Raw genomic sequence first — 18018 nt, forward strand, 5'->3', positions numbered from 1 at the left:
TTGCCTGTTTCAAACCCTTCGGATTGGTTTATACATAAATAAGTGAAACAATAAGGACATTCCCGCATAGGAGGGAGACCATATGAAGAATTTTATTTTAATTGGCTGTTTGATTGGAGGAATCGTTGCTTATTCCGGTGGCTTGGCTCCGATTGCTACGAGTTATAAGCAATCGCTGGTTGAAAGCACCGTTGAAGCGCCCTCGCCTGTTCGGCCAGTCCATGAAATAGAAACAGCTTCTATGCCTCCCGCAACCGTAGCGAATACGACCTATTCGGTAGAAGCAACGAAGGTAAAGGAACCCGTAAAACCAAGCTTTAAGCTTCAAAGCGTGAACGAAATTACTCTCTTCGATGACCCGAGCGCCGTAATCAAGAAGCTTGGGGAGCCTGAGCAAATCGTCGAGGATCCTTATCTCAAGGAGTTGTACACGTACCAGTATCCGAATATGGCGATTGTCTTCAGCGACGGAATGCTGTATTCGCTAGAAATTCCGGGAGATGCCCAGACGATAATCATTGACGGTATTCAGCTAGCTGCAACGGTTAAAGCGTTAGAAGAGGCACTGGGACAACCGGACTATGAGACAGAGGATGGAATCGTATTTGAACGAGGCGATGCATTGTTGAAGCTATTCATCGATGTCGATTCGAATAAGCTGACGTCCATACATTATTTCCATAGTGCCTCGATGTAGGCATTCGTTTGTACAGCTTGTACAATCAGCAGGAACTTGATAAGCTATTTATTAAACAAACGCGAGCGGAGTGAATGAAATGAAGGCTGAGCAATTTCAAGTAGTTCAAGAAGAAACACTAGACCAATTTATTCTTCATGTCAGCGGTGAGTTGGATTTGTCCATGGTTCCCCAGCTGCGAACGGCTTTGGAACCGGTTATGAACCGCACGGACAAAGCATTGATCCTAAATCTCAAACAATTAAAATATATCGACAGTACCGGTATCGGCATCATCGTTTCGGTGCTGAAGCTGCGCGACGAGCTGAAGGCTCCTTTTTTCGTACGCGAAATACCGCCTGCCGTCAAACGGTTATTTGATCTGACAGGGATTTCACGATATCTAATAGAGGGGACAGAGGCTCAAGCATGAATGCCATTCGCTTACAAATACCGGCCCATGCGGACTATATCGATATGGTCAGAATCTGTCTTTTTGGCATCGCATCAAAAATGAACTATGCATATGAGGAAATGGAAGATATGAAGGTTGCCGTGTCGGAAGCCTGCAACAATGCAGTCATTCACGGGGAACACCATGAAACCGACAACGTCATCGACATTAGCTTCGAGCCTATGGATTCCGGCCTGACCATTAAAGTGAAAAACAACGGTGGCTCTGCGTTTGCCGGCGAAGCGCTTGAGAAAGCATCGCCTCTTCCAGAGGTGGATGTCAGCGGGCTCCGCGTTGGCGGGTTAGGCATCTACCTTATGCAGGCGCTGATGGATGAGGTGGAGGTAAACGCCTCCGAGAGCGGTACCGAGGTCGTTCTAACCAAATATTTGGATGTTGCGGCAGAGCATTAGACCATGCTTTGCTGCTTAAACAACAAAAGGGAAATGACGCTATTACGTCATTTCCCTTTTGTTGTTTAAGCATTCATGCGGTCAAACTTTCATTTTCCTGAAAATGCGTTCTGGTGCGTTAATATCCTCATACTGCGCTTTGTGTAGGGAGATGATCGATTCCATATTGCCTAAAGCCAAGAAGCCCTGGGCAGCTAAGCTCTCAAAAAATAAATCGTGAACGCGGCTTTGCAATTGCGAATCAAAATAAATAAGCACGTTGCGGCATAAAATAACATGGAATTCGTTAAACGAACGATCCGTAGCCAAATTATGCTGTGCGAACATCATGTTCTGTTTAATAGATGGGTGGAACATCGCATGCTCGGCATCCGTCGTATAGTAGGATGAAAACTCCTTGTTGCCTCCAGCCTGCAAATAGTTTTTCGTAAAGGCTTGCATGCGTTTAAGCGGGAACTTGCCAGTCTTTGCACTCTGAATGACCTGCTCGTTCATGTCGGTTGCGTAAATTTTTGTCTTATCCAGCAAGCCTTCTTCCAGCAGCAGGATGGCCATCGAATAAACCTCTTCTCCGGTTGCGCAGCCGGCATGCCAGATACGGATTTCAGGCAGCTCGCGTAGAAAAGGGACAATCTGGCTTCGAAAAGCGGAAAAGAAACTCGGATCCCGGAACATCTCCGTCACTTTAATGGAGAAATCATTTTGCAATTTTTCGATAAAGCCCGGCACGTGGAGCACCTTCTCCAGCAAGGAGGTAATCGTACTTAGGCCTTCTAGGTTCATTCGGTGCTGTATGCGCCGGCGAAGCGAGGAACGCAAGTAATTCCTGAAATCAAAGCCATACACTTGATATACGCCATCGAGGAGCAGACCGATTTCGATTTGCTCCAATTCGCTGAATGATAATTCATCTATTTCTTCTGTATCCTCGCGTGATGCTGGATTCAATGTCCCACCTGCTTTGTCAGCCAGACCCGCATAAGCGAGAAGAGCTGGTCCATATTTAGCGGTTTGCTAATATAATCGGATGCGCCGGCATCCAGGCATTTCTCGCGGTCGCTCTTCATGGCTTTGGCTGTCAGCGCGATAATAGGCGTATGTTTGATGGCTGAGTCAAGGCGAATCGCCTTCATGGTCTCATAACCATCCATGATCGGCATCATGATATCCATAAGAACCAAATCGAAATCGGTCTGCCTGCTAATTACATCCAAGCATTGCTTGCCGTTATTGGCTACGGTTACGATCATGCCTTTGTTCTCGAGTGCCTTTACAAGCGCGAATATATTGCGTGAGTCATCCTCAACGAGCAGTATTTTTTTGCCTTTGAATAAAGGGCCTTCGTACTCATTAGCATCCGTTACGGCATAATCTACGATATCCGGTGCGGAAACAACCGCGGGAGGTTCAAGCTTGGTCTCCACAGTCGATGCAACCTCTTGATTAAGAGTGACGAGCTGCTCTTTCTCCATATCGGGAAGACTTGGGACAAAAAGCGTAAAGACGCTTCCCTTGTTCGGGGTGCTGTCCAGAATAATGCGTCCGCGTAGAAGCTTCGTGAACTCGTTGCAGATGGACAAGCCGAGACCGGTGCCGCCATACTGGCGATTCGTTTCGCCGTCTACCTGCTGGAAGGCTTCGAATATAAGCTGCTGCTTGTCTTGCGGAATGCCTATTCCCGTATCGGAAACGGAAATAGCTAATACATGCTTGTCGATCTGGTCTGGGATATACTTCTGTACGTCCTTCGGGTCAGCGTTTTGAATATTCATGGCTACCGATCCGGATTCCGTAAATTTAATAGCGTTGGACAACAGGTTCTTCAGAATCTGCTGGAGCCGCTGACCGTCTGTATAAAGAACTTGTGGCACGCGGGCTCCAAGCTGGATATCAAAATTCAAGCTTTTATTCTCGGCAACGGGATTGAAGAGAAGGCGCATATGCTCAGGTATTTCACTGACATTCACTTCGTCCATCGTCAATATAATCTTACCTGCCTCAACCTTGGATAAATCAAGAATATCGTCGATGAGCGCTAATAAGTCATTGCCTGAAGTATGGATCACATTAGCATACCCAGCTTCATCCGAATTAAGCGTGTTGTTCCCATTCTCGGCAAGCATTTGGGAAAGGATAAGAATACTGTTCAAAGGCGTACGAAGCTCATGCGACATATTGGCAAGGAAGTTTGATTTGTATTGCGAGCTGCGCCGCAGCTGCTCCGAATACGTTTCAAGCTCTTCTTTCGCTTTTTCCAATTCCTTTGTTTTCTGCTCGGCGAACAGGTTCTGCTCTTCCAAATGTTCGGTTGTCATGCGCATTTCCTCTTGTTGCATCTGAAGTTCCTCGGATTGCGTTTGGAGCTCCTCCGTTTGGGTTTGAAGCTCTTCCGTAAGTACTTGTGACTCGCTTAGCAGCCGCTCGACCTCCATGCGGCCTTGTACGTTGTTGATCGCAACGCCGAAATGGCTTTCGAGCTGTTCAAGCAGCTTCAGATGCTGAGAGGTGAACGATTCCACAGATGCAAACTCAACAACCGCTGCTACCTTTCCTTCGAATTCGAAAGGGATGATTAGAATGCTTTTTGGCTCTACTTTGCCGAGCCCCGATTGCAGGCTTACTTTATGCTCAGGAGCAGAATTTAATAAAAATGTCCGTTTCTCAAGCGCTGCTTGCCCGATTAAGCCTTCACCCAGCCGGAAGCTTGCATGTCCTGCCTCGTCGCCGTACGCGGCGTAGGAGGCGGATTTCACAAGCCGCTGCTGATCGCCCGTACCTGTGCGGATGTAAAACACGCCATAGGCCGCGTCAAGCATAGGAGCAAGCTTGGCAAGGAAGGACTTCGCTAATGTTGGAATATCATTGATGCCTTGGTTCATCGTGGCCACTTCAGCCACCTTTTCCTGAATCCAATATTGGCCGTTTAGATTGCTAAGCAGCTGGTTGGTTGCTTCGGCAAGATCTTTAATTTCATCGCGCGTATTGACCTTTATCCTTGTTGACAGATCCCCGCTTGAGGATGCAATCTCGGAAATGGTCTTTACGACATCCTTTATTGTTTTGACAATCGTGCCGGATACGTAAGATACGATAATAAACGAAACAATCGATACGATAATCAACATCAGATATAAGCTAATAATTAATATGTCATTGCGGTTCTTTAGATCGAGAATATGATTTTTGGTGGATGCGATTTCCTTTTGGCGCAGAGTCTCCAATTGGATACGGAGGTCATCAATTTGCTGTTTGCCCGTGTCTTCATTGAAAAAGTCGATGATGCCCTGCGTATTGTTCGCTTTGCGCATGGCAATCGTCGGCTCACCGGCTTCGGAAATCCAATTTTGGATCGTAATTTTGATTTCCTCCAAGCTTTTGCTAGAGCTCGGGTCATCTGAAAGGTATTGGTAGAGCGTATTATAGTTGGCTTCCCATTCTGATTTCCCTCGGGTATAAGGTTCGAGGTAATTCTCGGTTCCGGTGATGACAAACCCGCGCTGGCTAGTCTCCATGCTCACCGCATTGTATCTGAGGGTAGTAATCAGATTGTGTACTTCTATGTCCCGGCTGGTAATGCTCTCAATCTCGAGCTGCAACGAAGTTATTCGGTTACTGACGACTAGGATAGAAGCGCCAACGCAGCAGATGATCAAGAAATAGCCGATTAATATTTTCCACCTAATATTTAACCGTAGATTACGCAATTTAATAGGCTCCTTTTATATGAATGAATATCTATTTACTGTTTCTATCATTATACCACGAATAAGAGAAAGGACAATTTCCGTCCCATTGGAACGGCAATCGAGTTGGTTGTTTCAAACAGCCCAGGAGCGGGTAACTAATGAAAAAAGAAAGTAAGGAAGTGATGAGAATGGATTTGTTAATGCAAATCAGTATTGCAGTCATAGCAGTCGCGTTTCTAGTTCTTCTGTACTCTCTCATTCAAACGTTGAAGGTTCTTCGGGGAGCATTGGATGAGATGCGTCAAACCGTTGGTTCGCTCCGGACAGAAGTAACGCAAATAAGCGTTGAAGTAAAGGAGGCTATTCATAATACGAATGCAATGACGCTGGATGTGCGGACAAAGCTAAGCTCGTTGGATATATTGTTTGCTTCGGTTAACGATTTGGGACATGCCCTACATTCGTTTACGGGCGCGGCGAAAGAATCGGCTGCAAGCGTAGTAGCTACCATCAAGGGACATGGCAAAAAACCGGCAGGCGAGCCCAGCATGATTAGTTCATTGTATGATGGCGTCATATCAACGATTAGGGTGTGGAATAAAGTTAAAAAGATATGAGGTATAATAGGAACATACAAGAGAGGACAGAATAAACCATGAACTCATTTATTCATTTGACGATACCGGCAAGAGCCGAATTTATCGATATTGTCAGACTTACATTGTTTGGCATCGCGAACAAAGCAGGGTTCTCCTACGAGGAGATCGAAGATATGAAGGTAGCGGTAACGGAGGCGTGCACGAATGTCGTGCTTCATGCCTACAGCAATGCACAGCCCGGTATTATCGATTTGAGCTTTGAGATTGAGGAAAACGGAATTTCTATCCGCATCAAGGATGAGGGAAGCAGCTTTAAATACGAGCCTGCCGACAACAAATCCGTTACGCTCCATGACAAGGAATTAAGCGAAATAACCGCTGGCGGACTCGGCCTTTTCATGATGCACGCATTGATGGACAAGGTGGAAGTGTTTTCCGAGAGAGGTACAGAGGTGATTCTCACCAAGCTATTTGGTAGGAAAGAGGAGATGGCATGAACGCGAATTCATCCTTCCTGGATCCGAAAGAAACAATTGCAAAGATGAAAATATATCAGGAAACGAATTGCAATGATATCGCAACGGAGCTGCTGCAGCATTATGAGCCAATCGTAAAGATGGCAGCTTCCAAAATGTCACGCAGCCGTCCCGATCTGTACGAGGACTTGTATCAGGTCGGCCAGCTGTCCATGCTCCGCTTATTCAGGCAGTTTGACAGCTCGCGGGAGATCCCGTTTGAGGGCTATGCGATGAAAAGTATCATTGGGCATCTGAAAAACTATTTGCGAGATAAATCTTGGTATATCCAGGTACCTAGACGCATCAAAGAAAAGGGCCTGCTCATCCAGCAGGCTATCGATCACCTAACCGTCGAACTTGGGCATTCGCCTAAGATGGAAGAGATAGCGGCCCATTTAGGGCTTTCGGTGGAAGAGACGATTGAAGTGCTCTCTTGCCGTGAATCCTATCACTATGTTTCGCTTGATACGCCGCTGTCGAGCGAAGGGGAAAGCGCCGCTACGATAGGCGATCTTATCGGCTCAGACAAAGACGATTATCAGAACGTTGATAATCGTCTTGATCTGGAGGAGGCGCTTGACCAATTGAAATCGGAAGAGAAGACGGTGCTGCTGCTTGCCTATCACAATGGCAAGTCGCAGCGTGACATCGCTGACCAGCTGGGGGTATCGCAGATGAGCGTTTCTCGCATCCAGAAGCGCGCAATCGAGAAGCTTAAACTTCTGCTGGCCGATCATCAGCCGGAATTCGGTACGTAAACGTTCTTTCGTTCTAAATAGGTTTCAAAAAATCACCCTCTCCATCTTGATGATGGAGAGGGTGATTTACTGTGTATTTATTGGGCCGGGTCGGGAACCAAGCCTTTCTCGATAACCTCAGCGTTCGTGTCCATGTTTTCCATATCCTCGCCGAGCTTAACCATTTCTTCCTCGGTGGGGGCCATCGAGTTTGTCGTTACATCAAGATCGGCTTTCATATCATTACCTCCCAGTGGTGGCAAGCTCGTCCTTGACATCTTCCTTCTTAGAGGAAAAGTTGTCCATGATCGTTTGATTTGATTTTTTGGCATGGTCGATTAGATCGCCTGCCTCGTCCTTAATGTTGGTCGCCAGATCCTTCGTATTCTGACCGACAGTCGTAGCCAGATCTTTGGTGGTATGACCGACCGTAGTGGCGATATCCCTTGTTTTTTCGCTGATAGCCTTAAACTTGCTTGCCAGATCCTCGCGAAGGTCCGTACCTGTTTTTGGTGCAAAAAGCAGAGCCGAAATGGCACCGATTGCACCTCCTACAATTGCGCCTACCAATACGCCGTTACTAGAGTTTTCTCGTGACATTTGTCATCTCTCCTCAATTTTTATTTGTCGATCTGAATGATCAACGTTTATGGATTTCTTAGTTATATATAAACGGAAGGTCGAATTTTGAAACAAAGTAAACAGGGAATTATTGACAACTAACAAGCGGGGATGTTACGATCTGTTTCAAATTCTCATTTTTGCACTAGGAATAATAAGGGGAGCTCCATATGTTATTTCTGTGAAAATGGTAAATTATTGCGTACAGTATTCCGATAAAAAGTTTGCCTACATCTAATTTAACTTCAAAGAAACCTGCGAGAAATTAGAGAGATAAAGGAGAAAAATCATGTTTAAAAAAGTGGAGAACGAGCTGGAGTTGGCTATGTTTAACGGCATCTGGACTACGGTCTGGATGGAGAAGGGCTTTGAACTTGAATTTTCCGAACAGACTCTTGAGAAATTCATCGTTGTGACGGCAGAAGGACATTATGTAGGGACGTCCGAGATTAAGCCATACAGCTTAACCTCGAGCGTTATTAATGAAGCATGGCCATTTCAAAAGAACCAAAAAGTTATCGATGCCGGCAGTGCCGTCGCGGAAATCGACAAAATGGCGCTGCTGAGACCGTACCGCGGGCATTATCTTTCCGATTTGCTTTCTTCGGCCGTTTATATCGCCGAGAAGCTGCAGCTGAAATATTTCGTCTCGCTGCTCGAGCCGATATTTCTGCGGGCGCTTCGCATTTCATACCAGGTTCCTTTGGAGAAGGTGGGAGAGAAAATATTTTATAAGGGCGATGACGTAGTTCCGGTTTTATTCGACATGGAGCAGATGTATCGCAACAAGCAACGCTACGAGTGGCTTGTTTATCCGCAAGAGGCCGTTCTTGTTGCAAACGGGAGCGGGAGGGGCAGGGTACAGGTAGGCGGTTAAGCTTGCGCAATCAATAGTTTAATCAGAAAAGGCGGAAATGTCGTGATTAGAGAATTGACAGAACTAGACAAACGCAATCGATTGTTAATCAAAATTCTATGGAGCCTTCTGGCACTTGGAATCGCTACGGATCTTGCTATCGGGCTTGGGGCAAACATGGTTCTCTTGCTTGCCGGAGTCGGTACATTTTTGTGCGGGGCAGCCACGTTCATGACATACCGGGGCATTCTCACGGCCTATATCAAGTATTTCGTGCCTATTATTCTAACCATTATCGTCAGTCTATTAATTTTGTCTGATCCGAACCCGATCGTAAGCACTTATTTCTTAGTTTATGTGAATCTAGCCATTATTACGTTATATGCCGATCATAGGCCAATCATTTTTACGGGGGTACTCGGAGCAGCGCTAAGCACCTACTTATTTCTAGATCCGGTGCTTCAACCGAAGCTGTTCCCTAACGAATCACTTGTTTATTTATTTTTGTATTTGATTTTTGCTACGGTGGCGCTTGCATTCTCCGCCGGCTTCAGCGGAAAGCTCCAGCGGCAGGTAACAGATAAGCAGCGTGAGGCATTGGCTTCGAAAGACATGGCGGAGGCTTTGCTCGCTAAGCTTAATTCCTCGATTGCCGTATTATCGGAGTTCAGCAGCAGCCAACAATCGACCGTTCGCTCCACAGGCGAGATTTCCAAGGAAGTTACGGTAACGTTCTCCGAGATGTCTGCTGCGATTGAGAAGCAAACCGGAACCATACTGAACATTAGCGAATCCTCTCAAATTATTGATGCTTCCGTCAAGCAGCTTCTAGAAGGCACCGAGCTGCTGCAGCAATACTCGGCTGACAACGCTGGGTTGACCGTGCAAAACCGTGAGCAGATGTCAACGCTGTCCAAAGAGGTGGAAAGCGTTCGCTCGATCATTACCCATACCGTCGAGATGATGAAGCAGCTAAACGAGCAAAATGACAAGGTTAGCTCCATCGTGAGCACAATAAGCGATATTGCGGAGCAAACCAACCTGCTTGCGCTCAACGCGGCTATTGAAGCCGCTCGCGCAGGCGAGCATGGCCGCGGGTTCGCAGTCGTATCCGGCGAGGTTCGGAAGCTGGCGGACAATTCGAGAATCGCCACTAAGGAGATCACGGATATATTAACCGATATCCGTTACCAAATCAGCGCCGTGCATGAGCAAGTAGAGAATGGACAAGCAGCCGTCACGACAAGCCGTGACGTATCGAATCAAGTGGAGCAGCTCATTGACCGCATCAATGAAAACACCGAGCTTGTGAAACGCCACTCCGATGCGGTAGGCAGCTCAGCAAGCGAGCTTCACAGCCGTTACTCCAGCATGGCGGACGAAATGGTCAATATAGCTGCTACGACCGAGCAAAACATGGCTTCCGTACAAGAGGTGCATGCGAGCATGGAGACGCAGGATATCAAAATTCATACGATGGTGGAAGAGTATGAGCAGCTTGATCAATTGCTGGTAGAGCTTAAGCAGCTGGCGGGCACCAAATCATAGAGGCATGAAGAAAAGCGCCAGCGGCGAAGCGGGACTGCTCAAGAATGAAGCAGCTTCACTTCGCGGCACTGGCGCTTTTTTGTTTTGTTTTACGGAAATGGCTGCTAAAAAAGTTGGATAAGTGTTGACGAATGAAAAACATCATGTTAAATTTAATTTATCCTATTGAATTAGTCGGAAATAAATAATGTTGCTTGCTTCAGCCTTTATGGCATAACGAACGCTATAGGCTCTGCAAGTTGCGCCCGCTAGAAAACTGGAGGCGCATGCCAATCGAAGCTACATTCGTTTGACGTGCGCCTCCTTTATTTTCTATAAGCTACACCCATTACTTTAGAGAGGATGTTGATTATGTCCCGAACGGTTGAGGTTGCTGATGAATGGTTGCAACGGATTAAAGAGCAATTGGTAGGCGTTCAGTATGGCGTTGTTCAGATCACGATTCACAATGGTCAAATCGTGCAAATCGATCGGACCGAGCGCAGCCGCTTTGATACGGAGAAATCCCCCTCCTCCGTTAAACGGCAAAAATCCTAATCATCGGTTCCCATTTCCCGGAAAAACGAGAGGTAGCGTATGAAGGATAACCTGAGTATGAGCTTGTATGAATGGCCTGATCTAGCATTTCATCATTATTGCTTGCAGATGTATCGCCTGAACCGCGGCACTTATAATACGATCGATCAGTGGCTGTTTGATAACGGCCATCCTGAAATTAAACGCAGGCGGAGAATGATTATCCGTTTCCTCGATGTGATGGCTGCCGAGCAGGCGAAGGGAGAAAGCAAATTTCTATCCTTCGGCAGGGGAAACCTCGTTGCGGAGCTAAGCCGTTTCGTTGCCCAGTATGACAAAGAAGCAAGAGCCGTATTGGCAGCTTACTAATTGTATATGGCTATATTCTAGATCGACCGGATAACCGGAGACATGCTTAGAGAGATGTCTCTGTTTTTTTTTGCCAATAAACCAAACTATCGGAGGTAATCGCTATGAAATATCGCAAACTAGGAAGAACCGGGCTTCAAGTATCGGAGGTAAGCTTAGGCACGATGGCATTTGGCCGCTGGATTGATGAAGAATCATCCGCAACGATACTGGATTTGGCTTTGGACAGCGGAATCAATCTGGTGGATACGGCAAACGTATACGGAGCCGGCGAGTCGGAGCGAATTCTTGGCAATTTGCTGAAAGAGAGACGCCAGCAGATCGTGCTCGCTACGAAGGTGCACGGCCGGGTAGGAGAAGGAATTAACGATGCGGGCCAAAGCCGCTACCATATTTTCAAAGCGGTTGAAGACAGCTTGAAGCGTTTGAAAACAGATTATTTGGATCTGTATCAGGTACATCGTTTTGATCCGAATACGCCGCTCGACGAAACGCTCCGCGCTCTCGATGATTTAGTAACGCAAGGCAAAGTCAGATACATAGGGGCATCCAATTTCGCAGCATGGCAGCTGGCTAAGGCGCATGGCATCAGCGCTTTGCACGGCCTACACCGCTTTGAGAGCTTGCAGCCGGAATACAGCATCATATCGAGGGAGATTGAAAAGGAGATCATTCCGTTCGTGCAATCGGAGAATGTTGGCGTGATCGTCTACAGTCCGCTTGGAAGAGGCGTTCTATCTGGCAAATACCGTGCGGGAGAAGCGCCGCCGGAGGGCTCCCGTCTTGCGGCAGGCGAGCCAAGACTGGAGGAGCTGCTGAAGAAAAACGCGATTCAGCTGGCTGAAGCCATTAGGCCGTTAGCGGAGGAGCGCGGTTTATCGCAGGCACAATACGCGCTTGCTTGGGTGCTTAGCCGACCAGGCATCACATCGGCAATTCTTGGCGCATCCAAGCCGGAGCATATTACGGAAGCCGCGCGAAGCTGGCATGAGCGCTTGAGCGCGGAGGAGCTGGCGAAGGTCGATGCAGCAACCTCGAGCCTGTTAACGACGAGAGAACCGGTGCTAAGCTAAAGCGACAACTTCATACATTCTACCGTATCAATGGAGGATATCAGAGCAGCACATGATATCCTCGTTTTTTTTTACGCAGGTCAAGACGGGAGGTTATTTTGTGGCAGCAGTAACCATTAACCATTTGTATAAACGGTACGGCAAAGATAAGCACGCGGTCGTGCAAGACTTCCAGCTGGAAATCAAGGATAAGGAATTTATCGTGTTCGTTGGCCCCTCCGGCTGCGGCAAATCGACCACGCTGCGAATGATTGCCGGACTTGAGGACATATCGGAGGGTGAGATCTATATCGGGGATCAATTGGTCAATAAGCTTCCTCCCAAGGATCGGGATATTTCCATGGTGTTTCAAAACTATGCGCTGTACCCGAATTTGAGCGTGTATGAGAATATTGCCTTCGGGCTCCGCATGCGGAAGCTGCCCAAGCATGAGATTGATCTGGCGGTCAAGAATGCAAGCCGCATCCTGGAGATCGAGCCATATTTGAACCGGAAGCCGAAGGAGCTCTCAGGCGGCCAACGTCAGCGGGTAGCTCTCGGAAGGGCAATCGTACGCGATCCGAAACTATTCTTGATGGATGAGCCGTTATCGAATCTAGACGCGAAGCTTCGGGTGACGATGCGGATGGAAATTACGAAGCTGCATAAAAAGCTCGGCACGACTTTTATTTTCGTGACGCATGATCAAGTGGAAGCGATGACGATGGCTGATCGCATCGTCGTTATGAAAGGCGGCGTCATTCAGCAATGCGATACGCCTGAGTTGATTTACTCCAAGCCTGCGAATACGTTCGTAGCAAGCTTTATCGGCTCACCGCAAATTAACTTCATCCATGGCCGGATTGAGGAAAATCCTCAGGGCAGGCTGGCGTTCCATACGAATCGCTTTAGTCTGAAGATTAATGAGGCGACGGAGGATATTTTGCGCGTAAATAACCAAGTAAACAAGTCGGTTATATTAGGTATAAGGCCGGAAAACGTGAAGCTGGAGGGATTGTTCTCCGAAACCATTATTACCGGCACCTATAAGGACAATGAGCTGATGGGAGCGGATCGCTTCTTGTATTTGGACATTGGTCAGGAAAAGCCGCTTATTGCGCGTGTTGATCCTGATAACCGGTTTGCGGAGAATGAGAAGGTTAAAGTAGAGCTGGACATTTCGAAGGCCCATTTCTTTCATAAGGATACAGGCGTGCGATTTGCTGAATAACGAAATATGCGAGAAGGAGGGAGACGGCTGCTCGTTATGAAAAAGAAACAAAAATGGTTTGTTTACAGCAGCAGTGTCGTAGTCGCTGCATGGCTGCTCTCTTCGGGCACAGCGGTCACTTCCGTATCGGGAGAAGAAACGGCTGCCGTGGGCTATGCGGATCTGATTGCTACGTTCGATTACGAGGTTGATCCTTATTTCAGCGAGGCGTTAGCGGAATGGCAGGAGCAGGGGATTGGAAATGCCTCTTCGGCCATACAGGTAAATGGAGCGAAGCCAACCCATGTATCGGATGCAGCAGCGATTCGGAGCGGTGATTATGAAGGAAAAGAGGATGTGCTGCTTTGGAAGTCCGGCAGCTCGGGCTGGGTTGAGTACGAGGTTGACGTTGCAGAGAGTGCGCTGTATGAGATCTATGTTTCCTACAATCCGCTGAAGGAGGAAGGAAGCAAAGGACCGATCAGGTGGGCAGTAACCATAGACGGCGAAAGGCCTTTCAGAGAGGCATCCTCTATCGCGCTTTACCGTACTTGGGAGGACGCCCGGCCTATACTGAACAATTCGGATGGCGATGAAATCCGTCCTCGGTCTATAGATGTATCAGGTTGGAGCGAGCAGCCGCTGATTGATTCAGGAGGGGCATATGCGCAGCCTTTGCAATGGCATTTCGCGAGAGGTAGGCACAAGATCCGGCTCGAAGGCTACGATCCGGTTGCGCTGGAGCGTATCGAGCTTCGCCCTAGCAAGAAGATTCCGGCGTACGAGGAAACGGTTGTAAAGAATAGCAGCGTGGCCGAAATAGAAGGCGATACGCTGACGCTTCAGGCGGAGGATTTCGCAACGAAAAACGATACGGCGATCAAGCTGTTCTCGGACAAAAACTCCCGGACGCTTCCGCGTTACAAAGGCAGAATTATATACAATACGGTGGGCGGGCTGCGCTGGCTAGAGCAAAATCAGGAAATTACCTGGTCATTTGACGTGCCGGAGACCGGTCTTTACAAAATCGGTTTCCGTGCTTTGCAGAATACGATTGCTCAGAAAACCTCGTACCGTACGGTACGGTTAGACGGCGAGGTGCCTTTTCAAGAGCTGCTTGCATACGGCTTCCCTTATTCAACGGGCTGGAACGGCATGATCCTGCAAAATAAAAGCAAGGAGCCGTATTTGCTCAAGCTGGAGAAGGGGGCGCATACGTTATCGCTGGCTGTGACGCAGTCGCCGGTCAAGCCGATTATCGTCGACCTAGAGAAGCTGATTGCCCACCTCGACGCGATTGATTGGGATCTGCGTACGATTACCGGAGCCAGCACCAAAAAAATGATCGACCGCAACCGCACCTGGAACATGGATCGGGACTTCCCGGGACTTACAGAACAGATGGAGCTGGCGGCAGCAGTTATGAAGGATTTGTCCAAACGGGTCGTTCAGGCTAATGGGAGCAAGGACTCCATCAGTCAAGGATTGGATACGTCCGCAAAGGATTTGCGGTCGCTGCTCCGCAAGCCGGAGGAGATTCCATACCAGGTAGAGGAAATCGCTTCAATGAGAGAAAAGTTCGCGACATTTATTGACACGCTCGTAAAGCAGTCGCTGCAGCTCGACGAGGTTTACATCATTCCGGAGAAATCGGATGCTCCCGATATGGAGGCTGGGTTTTTCAATCGCGTATGGGGCGGAGCGCAAAACTTTGTGTATTCGTTCGACGCAAGAGACAGCCTGAAGGAGCTCGATGACAAGAAGCTGAACATCTGGGTGCAGCGGGGGCGGGATTACGTGGATCAGCTCCAGCAGCTTGCCGATGAGTCTTTCACGCCCGATACGGGCATTGAGGTGAAAGTAAACCTGCTGCCGAATCCGGAGCTTCTGCTTATGTCCAACGCCGCGGGCGTTCAGCCGGATATTGCGCTTGGGTTAACCCAGGATCTTCCCGTTGATTACGCGATTCGCGGGTCGCTGCAAAATTTGAGTGAATTCGAAGATTTCAAACAGCTCTATCCGCAGTTCAGCCCAGGCTCGTGGCTTCCGCTTCATTATAATGGCGGTTATTATGGCGTACCGGAAACGCAGTCGTTTCAAGTGCTTTATTATAGAAAGGATATTTTGGATCGCCTCGGAATCGGCATTCCGCAAACGTGGGATGAGGTGTATCAGCTTCTGCCGACGCTGCAGCAGAACTTCATGAACTTCTATGTGAATCCGAAGGAGTTCACCCATTACTTCTATCAGAACGGCGTGGATTTCTATGAGCCTGGCGGCATGAAGTCCGGACTGGATACACCGGAAGCGTATCAGGCTTTCAAGCAATGGACGGATTTGTTCAATACGTACGCCGTTGAGCGGGAGGTTCCTAGCTTCTACCAGCATTTCCGTACGGGAACGATGCCGATCGGCATCTCGGATTACAATATGTACGTGCAGCTTTCGGCAGCGGCTCCCGAGCTTAACGGGCGGTGGGGCATTGCGCTCATTCCGGGTACGAAGCAAGCCGACGGCACGATCAGCCGCTGGGCTGGCGGGGGCCAGCGTACTGGCGTTATTTTTGAGAAGTCGAACAAAAAGGAGGAAGCGTGGCAATTTCTAAAATGGTGGCTGTCAACCGAAACGCAGGCGCAGTATGGCTCCGATCTCGAAGCCATTAACGGAGTCGCCTTCCGCTGGAATACGTCCAATGTGGAGGCATTCACGCAGCTCCCTTGGAAAACCGAAGACGCGGCTACCATTTTGAATCAATGGAAGTGGTACAAGGACATTCCGAATGTGCCGGGAGGTTATTTCCTCGAGCGAGAAATTAATAATGCATGGGTCCGTTCCGTGGTCAAGACGACGAATTACATGTCCTCGCTTGAACAGGCCGTAAGGGATATTAACCGCGAGCTGCTCAGAAAGCAGCAGGAATTCGGTTTCATTGACGAGCAGGGGAAACTGGTTCGGAAATTGGAGATTCCAGTTGTGGATCAGCCTTGGGAAGGGATTGACCGCTATGTGGACTAAAATCTGGGCTTTTCGAATTTCGTACTTATTCATCGCGCCATTCCTGATATGCTTTGCGCTGTTTATCGTCATCCCGATTATATCTGCGGTCGGACTAAGCTTTACTTACTTCAACGGGATTGAGCCGCCGCGCTTTATCGGCTGGAGCAACTTTCAATATTTGATCGCACAGGATTTGCTTTTCTTGAAATATGCGCTGCCGAATACATTCAAATTTGCCGTTATCGTAGGTCCGGGCGGTTATGCCGCGGCATTTCTGCTGGCATGGCTAATCTCCCGGCTGCGGGGCGGCTACCGCAAATGGGTAGCGCTTGCGATGTATACGCCGTCGCTAACGGTAGGAATCGCAATGACGATTATATGGCTGCCGCTGCTATCGGGTGACCGAATCGGCTATTTGAACAGCTTTCTTCTAAAGCTGGGGTTAATCGACATTCCGAAGCTGTGGGTGACCAGTCCGGACTATCTGATGAATGCGATGATCGCCGTTACGCTCTGGTCGAGCATGGGAGTAGGCTTCCTAGCGATGCTTGCCGGCATACTTAATGTGGATACCACTTTATATGAAGCAGGGAAAATAGACGGCATCAAAAACAATTTGCAGGAGCTATGGTTCATTACGATTCCTTCCATGAAGCCGCAAATGCTGTTCGGCGCCGTGATGGCAATTGTCACGACCTTCAAAACGGGCTCAATCGGCGTGGAGCTCTCGGGGCAGAATCCGACACCGGAATATGCGGGCCATTTGATCGTGAACCATATTAACGACTATGGCCTTATCCGTTTCGAAATGGGATACGCGGCGACGGTTTCCGTGTTTCTTCTAATACTAATGTATTTCGCGAACAAGCTTAGCTGGGGATTGTTCGGGACGAAGGAGGAATAACACCTGAAACAATCAAGTTTTGCTGTGAGAATCAGCTTTAACGTGTTCATGCTCGCGCTGTCTATTATCATGGTGCTTCCAATCATTTATATTTTCAACCATGCCTTTAAGCCTTACCATGAGCTGTTCATTTATCCGCCGAGGTTTTTCGTTCAAGAGCCTAATGTCCAAAACTTCGTTGAGCTGTTCTGGGTAACCTCGAACTCTATCGTTCCGGTGTCCCGCTATTTGTTCAACAGCTTGTTCATCTCGGCCGTAAGCGTGGCAGGCGTTACGATTGTGAGCGCGCTTTGCGCCTATCCGTTGTCGAAGCATCCGTTCCCGGGCCGCAAGCTCATATTCGCGACGATTATTCTAATGCTGATGTTCACGCCGGAAGTCATTCAAATTCCAAGGTATTTGGTCGTCAGCCAGCTTGGCATTATGAACACGTATTGGGGGCATTTGCTCCCGGTGCTTGCGCTGCCTGTCGGCGTATTCCTGCTTAAGCAATTCGTCGACCAAATTCCGGATTCGCTGCTTGAGGCATCAAGAATGGATGGCGCGAATGAATTTATAGTGTTTGCCAGGATTGTTATTCCGATGTGCATGCCTGCGATCGCGACAGTAGCGATTCTATCCTTCCAGAACTCATGGAGCAATACGGAAACCTCCATGCTGTTCATGCAGGACGATGAGATGAAGAACTTTCCGTTTTTCCTCTCCACGCTGACTAGCAATCTGGCGAATAACGTCGCGCGTCAAGGCGCTGCTGCCGTAGCGGCGCTTATTATGCTCGTCCCTAATTTGATTTTCTTTATTATTCTTCAAAGCAAGGTTATTTCTACAATGGCGCATTCGGGTATCAAATAAGGAAGGGGGG

The 18018-nt window shown here is 48.3% G+C and carries 19 protein-coding genes; 15 read left to right on the forward strand and 4 right to left on the reverse strand.

Translation table 11 applies throughout. The features are described 5' to 3' along the window. Positions 1-82 precede the first annotated feature (82 nt). The 3 genes from AC0YN3_RS08040 (at position 83) to AC0YN3_RS08050 (ending at position 1543) form a co-directional block, all read left to right on the forward strand. On the forward strand, positions 83-697 hold the full coding sequence (locus tag AC0YN3_RS08040) for a hypothetical protein (protein WP_475774588.1): 615 nt from the start codon (positions 83-85) through the stop codon (positions 695-697). 79 nt (positions 698-776) lie between these two features. Continuing rightward, positions 777-1109 carry an STAS domain-containing protein gene (locus AC0YN3_RS08045; protein WP_475774589.1) on the forward strand — a complete coding sequence of 111 codons (333 nt, stop codon included), beginning with the start codon at positions 777-779 and terminating at the stop codon, positions 1107-1109. Beyond that, complete coding sequence (locus AC0YN3_RS08050) at positions 1106-1543, forward strand: ATP-binding protein (protein ID WP_475774590.1); 438 nt, start codon at positions 1106-1108, stop codon at positions 1541-1543. The genes AC0YN3_RS08045 and AC0YN3_RS08050 overlap by 4 nt, the downstream gene beginning before the upstream one ends. 81 nt (positions 1544-1624) lie before the next feature. Here the strand turns inward: AC0YN3_RS08050 and AC0YN3_RS08055 are convergent, their stop codons facing one another. Together AC0YN3_RS08055 and AC0YN3_RS08060 are read right to left on the reverse strand one after the other, a co-directional pair. Next, positions 1625-2491 carry a CheR family methyltransferase gene (locus AC0YN3_RS08055; RefSeq protein WP_475774591.1) on the reverse strand — a complete coding sequence of 289 codons (867 nt, stop codon included), beginning with the start codon at positions 2489-2491 and terminating at the stop codon, positions 1625-1627. Further along, a complete protein-coding gene (locus AC0YN3_RS08060; protein ID WP_475774592.1) occupies positions 2488-5247 on the reverse strand; it encodes a response regulator in 2760 nt (919 codons plus the stop codon). Before AC0YN3_RS08060 ends, AC0YN3_RS08055 begins: the two co-directional genes overlap by 4 nt. A 140-nt stretch (positions 5248-5387) precedes the next feature. Here AC0YN3_RS08060 and AC0YN3_RS08065 point away from each other — a divergent pair, with 140 nt between their 5' ends. From AC0YN3_RS08065 to AC0YN3_RS08075, 3 genes are read left to right on the forward strand one after another with little or no spacing between them, the layout of a single operon-like run. Beyond that, the gene (locus tag AC0YN3_RS08065; RefSeq protein ID WP_475774593.1) at positions 5388-5846 is read left to right on the forward strand and encodes a DUF948 domain-containing protein; all 459 of its coding nucleotides are present in this window, start codon (positions 5388-5390) and stop codon (positions 5844-5846) included. Between the two features lie 38 nt (positions 5847-5884). Beyond that, positions 5885-6325: an anti-sigma B factor RsbW gene (rsbW, locus tag AC0YN3_RS08070; protein WP_475774594.1), complete on the forward strand. Its 441-nt coding sequence runs from the start codon at positions 5885-5887 to the stop codon at positions 6323-6325. Further along, complete coding sequence (locus tag AC0YN3_RS08075) at positions 6322-7104, forward strand: sigma-70 family RNA polymerase sigma factor (protein WP_183559469.1); 783 nt, start codon at positions 6322-6324, stop codon at positions 7102-7104. The genes rsbW and AC0YN3_RS08075 overlap by 4 nt, the downstream gene beginning before the upstream one ends. 77 nt (positions 7105-7181) lie before the next feature. On the opposite strand, the gene AC0YN3_RS08080 is transcribed toward AC0YN3_RS08075, so the two are convergent. Together AC0YN3_RS08080 and AC0YN3_RS08085 are read right to left on the reverse strand one after the other, a co-directional pair. Continuing rightward, positions 7182-7322: a hypothetical protein gene (locus tag AC0YN3_RS08080; RefSeq protein WP_475774595.1), complete on the reverse strand. Its 141-nt coding sequence runs from the start codon at positions 7320-7322 to the stop codon at positions 7182-7184. A 4-nt stretch (positions 7323-7326) separates the two neighbouring features. After that, positions 7327-7683, reverse strand: coding sequence for a YtxH domain-containing protein (locus AC0YN3_RS08085; protein ID WP_475774596.1), 357 nt, complete (start codon positions 7681-7683; stop codon positions 7327-7329). A 310-nt stretch (positions 7684-7993) separates the two neighbouring features. Here AC0YN3_RS08085 and AC0YN3_RS08090 point away from each other — a divergent pair, with 310 nt between their 5' ends. The 9 genes from AC0YN3_RS08090 to AC0YN3_RS08130 all read left to right on the forward strand — a co-directional run bounded on the left by AC0YN3_RS08090 (position 7994) and on the right by AC0YN3_RS08130 (position 18008). Then, complete coding sequence (locus tag AC0YN3_RS08090; protein ID WP_475774597.1) at positions 7994-8581, forward strand: GNAT family N-acetyltransferase; 588 nt, start codon at positions 7994-7996, stop codon at positions 8579-8581. Positions 8582-8623: 42 nt separating this feature from the next. Further along, a complete protein-coding gene (locus tag AC0YN3_RS08095; protein WP_475774598.1) occupies positions 8624-10108 on the forward strand; it encodes a methyl-accepting chemotaxis protein in 1485 nt (494 codons plus the stop codon). A gap of 351 nt (positions 10109-10459) precedes the next feature. Next, entirely contained in the window at positions 10460-10645 is a 186-nt protein-coding gene (locus AC0YN3_RS08100) for a YezD family protein (protein ID WP_183559459.1), read from the forward strand. A 39-nt stretch (positions 10646-10684) separates the two neighbouring features. After that, entirely contained in the window at positions 10685-10993 is a 309-nt protein-coding gene (locus AC0YN3_RS08105) for a hypothetical protein (RefSeq protein ID WP_475774599.1), read from the forward strand. A gap of 104 nt (positions 10994-11097) precedes the next feature. Next, positions 11098-12066, forward strand: coding sequence for an aldo/keto reductase (locus tag AC0YN3_RS08110; protein WP_475774600.1), 969 nt, complete (start codon positions 11098-11100; stop codon positions 12064-12066). A 100-nt stretch (positions 12067-12166) separates the two neighbouring features. Further along, positions 12167-13276 carry an ABC transporter ATP-binding protein gene (locus tag AC0YN3_RS08115; protein ID WP_475774601.1) on the forward strand — a complete coding sequence of 370 codons (1110 nt, stop codon included), beginning with the start codon at positions 12167-12169 and terminating at the stop codon, positions 13274-13276. A gap of 36 nt (positions 13277-13312) precedes the next feature. Beyond that, entirely contained in the window at positions 13313-16270 is a 2958-nt protein-coding gene (locus AC0YN3_RS08120; RefSeq protein ID WP_475774602.1) for an extracellular solute-binding protein, read from the forward strand. After that, on the forward strand, positions 16260-17156 hold the full coding sequence (locus AC0YN3_RS08125) for a carbohydrate ABC transporter permease (protein WP_475774603.1): 897 nt from the start codon (positions 16260-16262) through the stop codon (positions 17154-17156). The genes AC0YN3_RS08120 and AC0YN3_RS08125 overlap by 11 nt, the downstream gene beginning before the upstream one ends. Before the next feature lie 48 nt (positions 17157-17204). Beyond that, positions 17205-18008: a carbohydrate ABC transporter permease gene (locus tag AC0YN3_RS08130; protein WP_475775104.1), complete on the forward strand. Its 804-nt coding sequence runs from the start codon at positions 17205-17207 to the stop codon at positions 18006-18008. Positions 18009-18018 lie beyond the last annotated feature (10 nt).

The sequence above is a fragment of the Paenibacillus sp. J22R232 genome, from assembly GCF_056269165.1.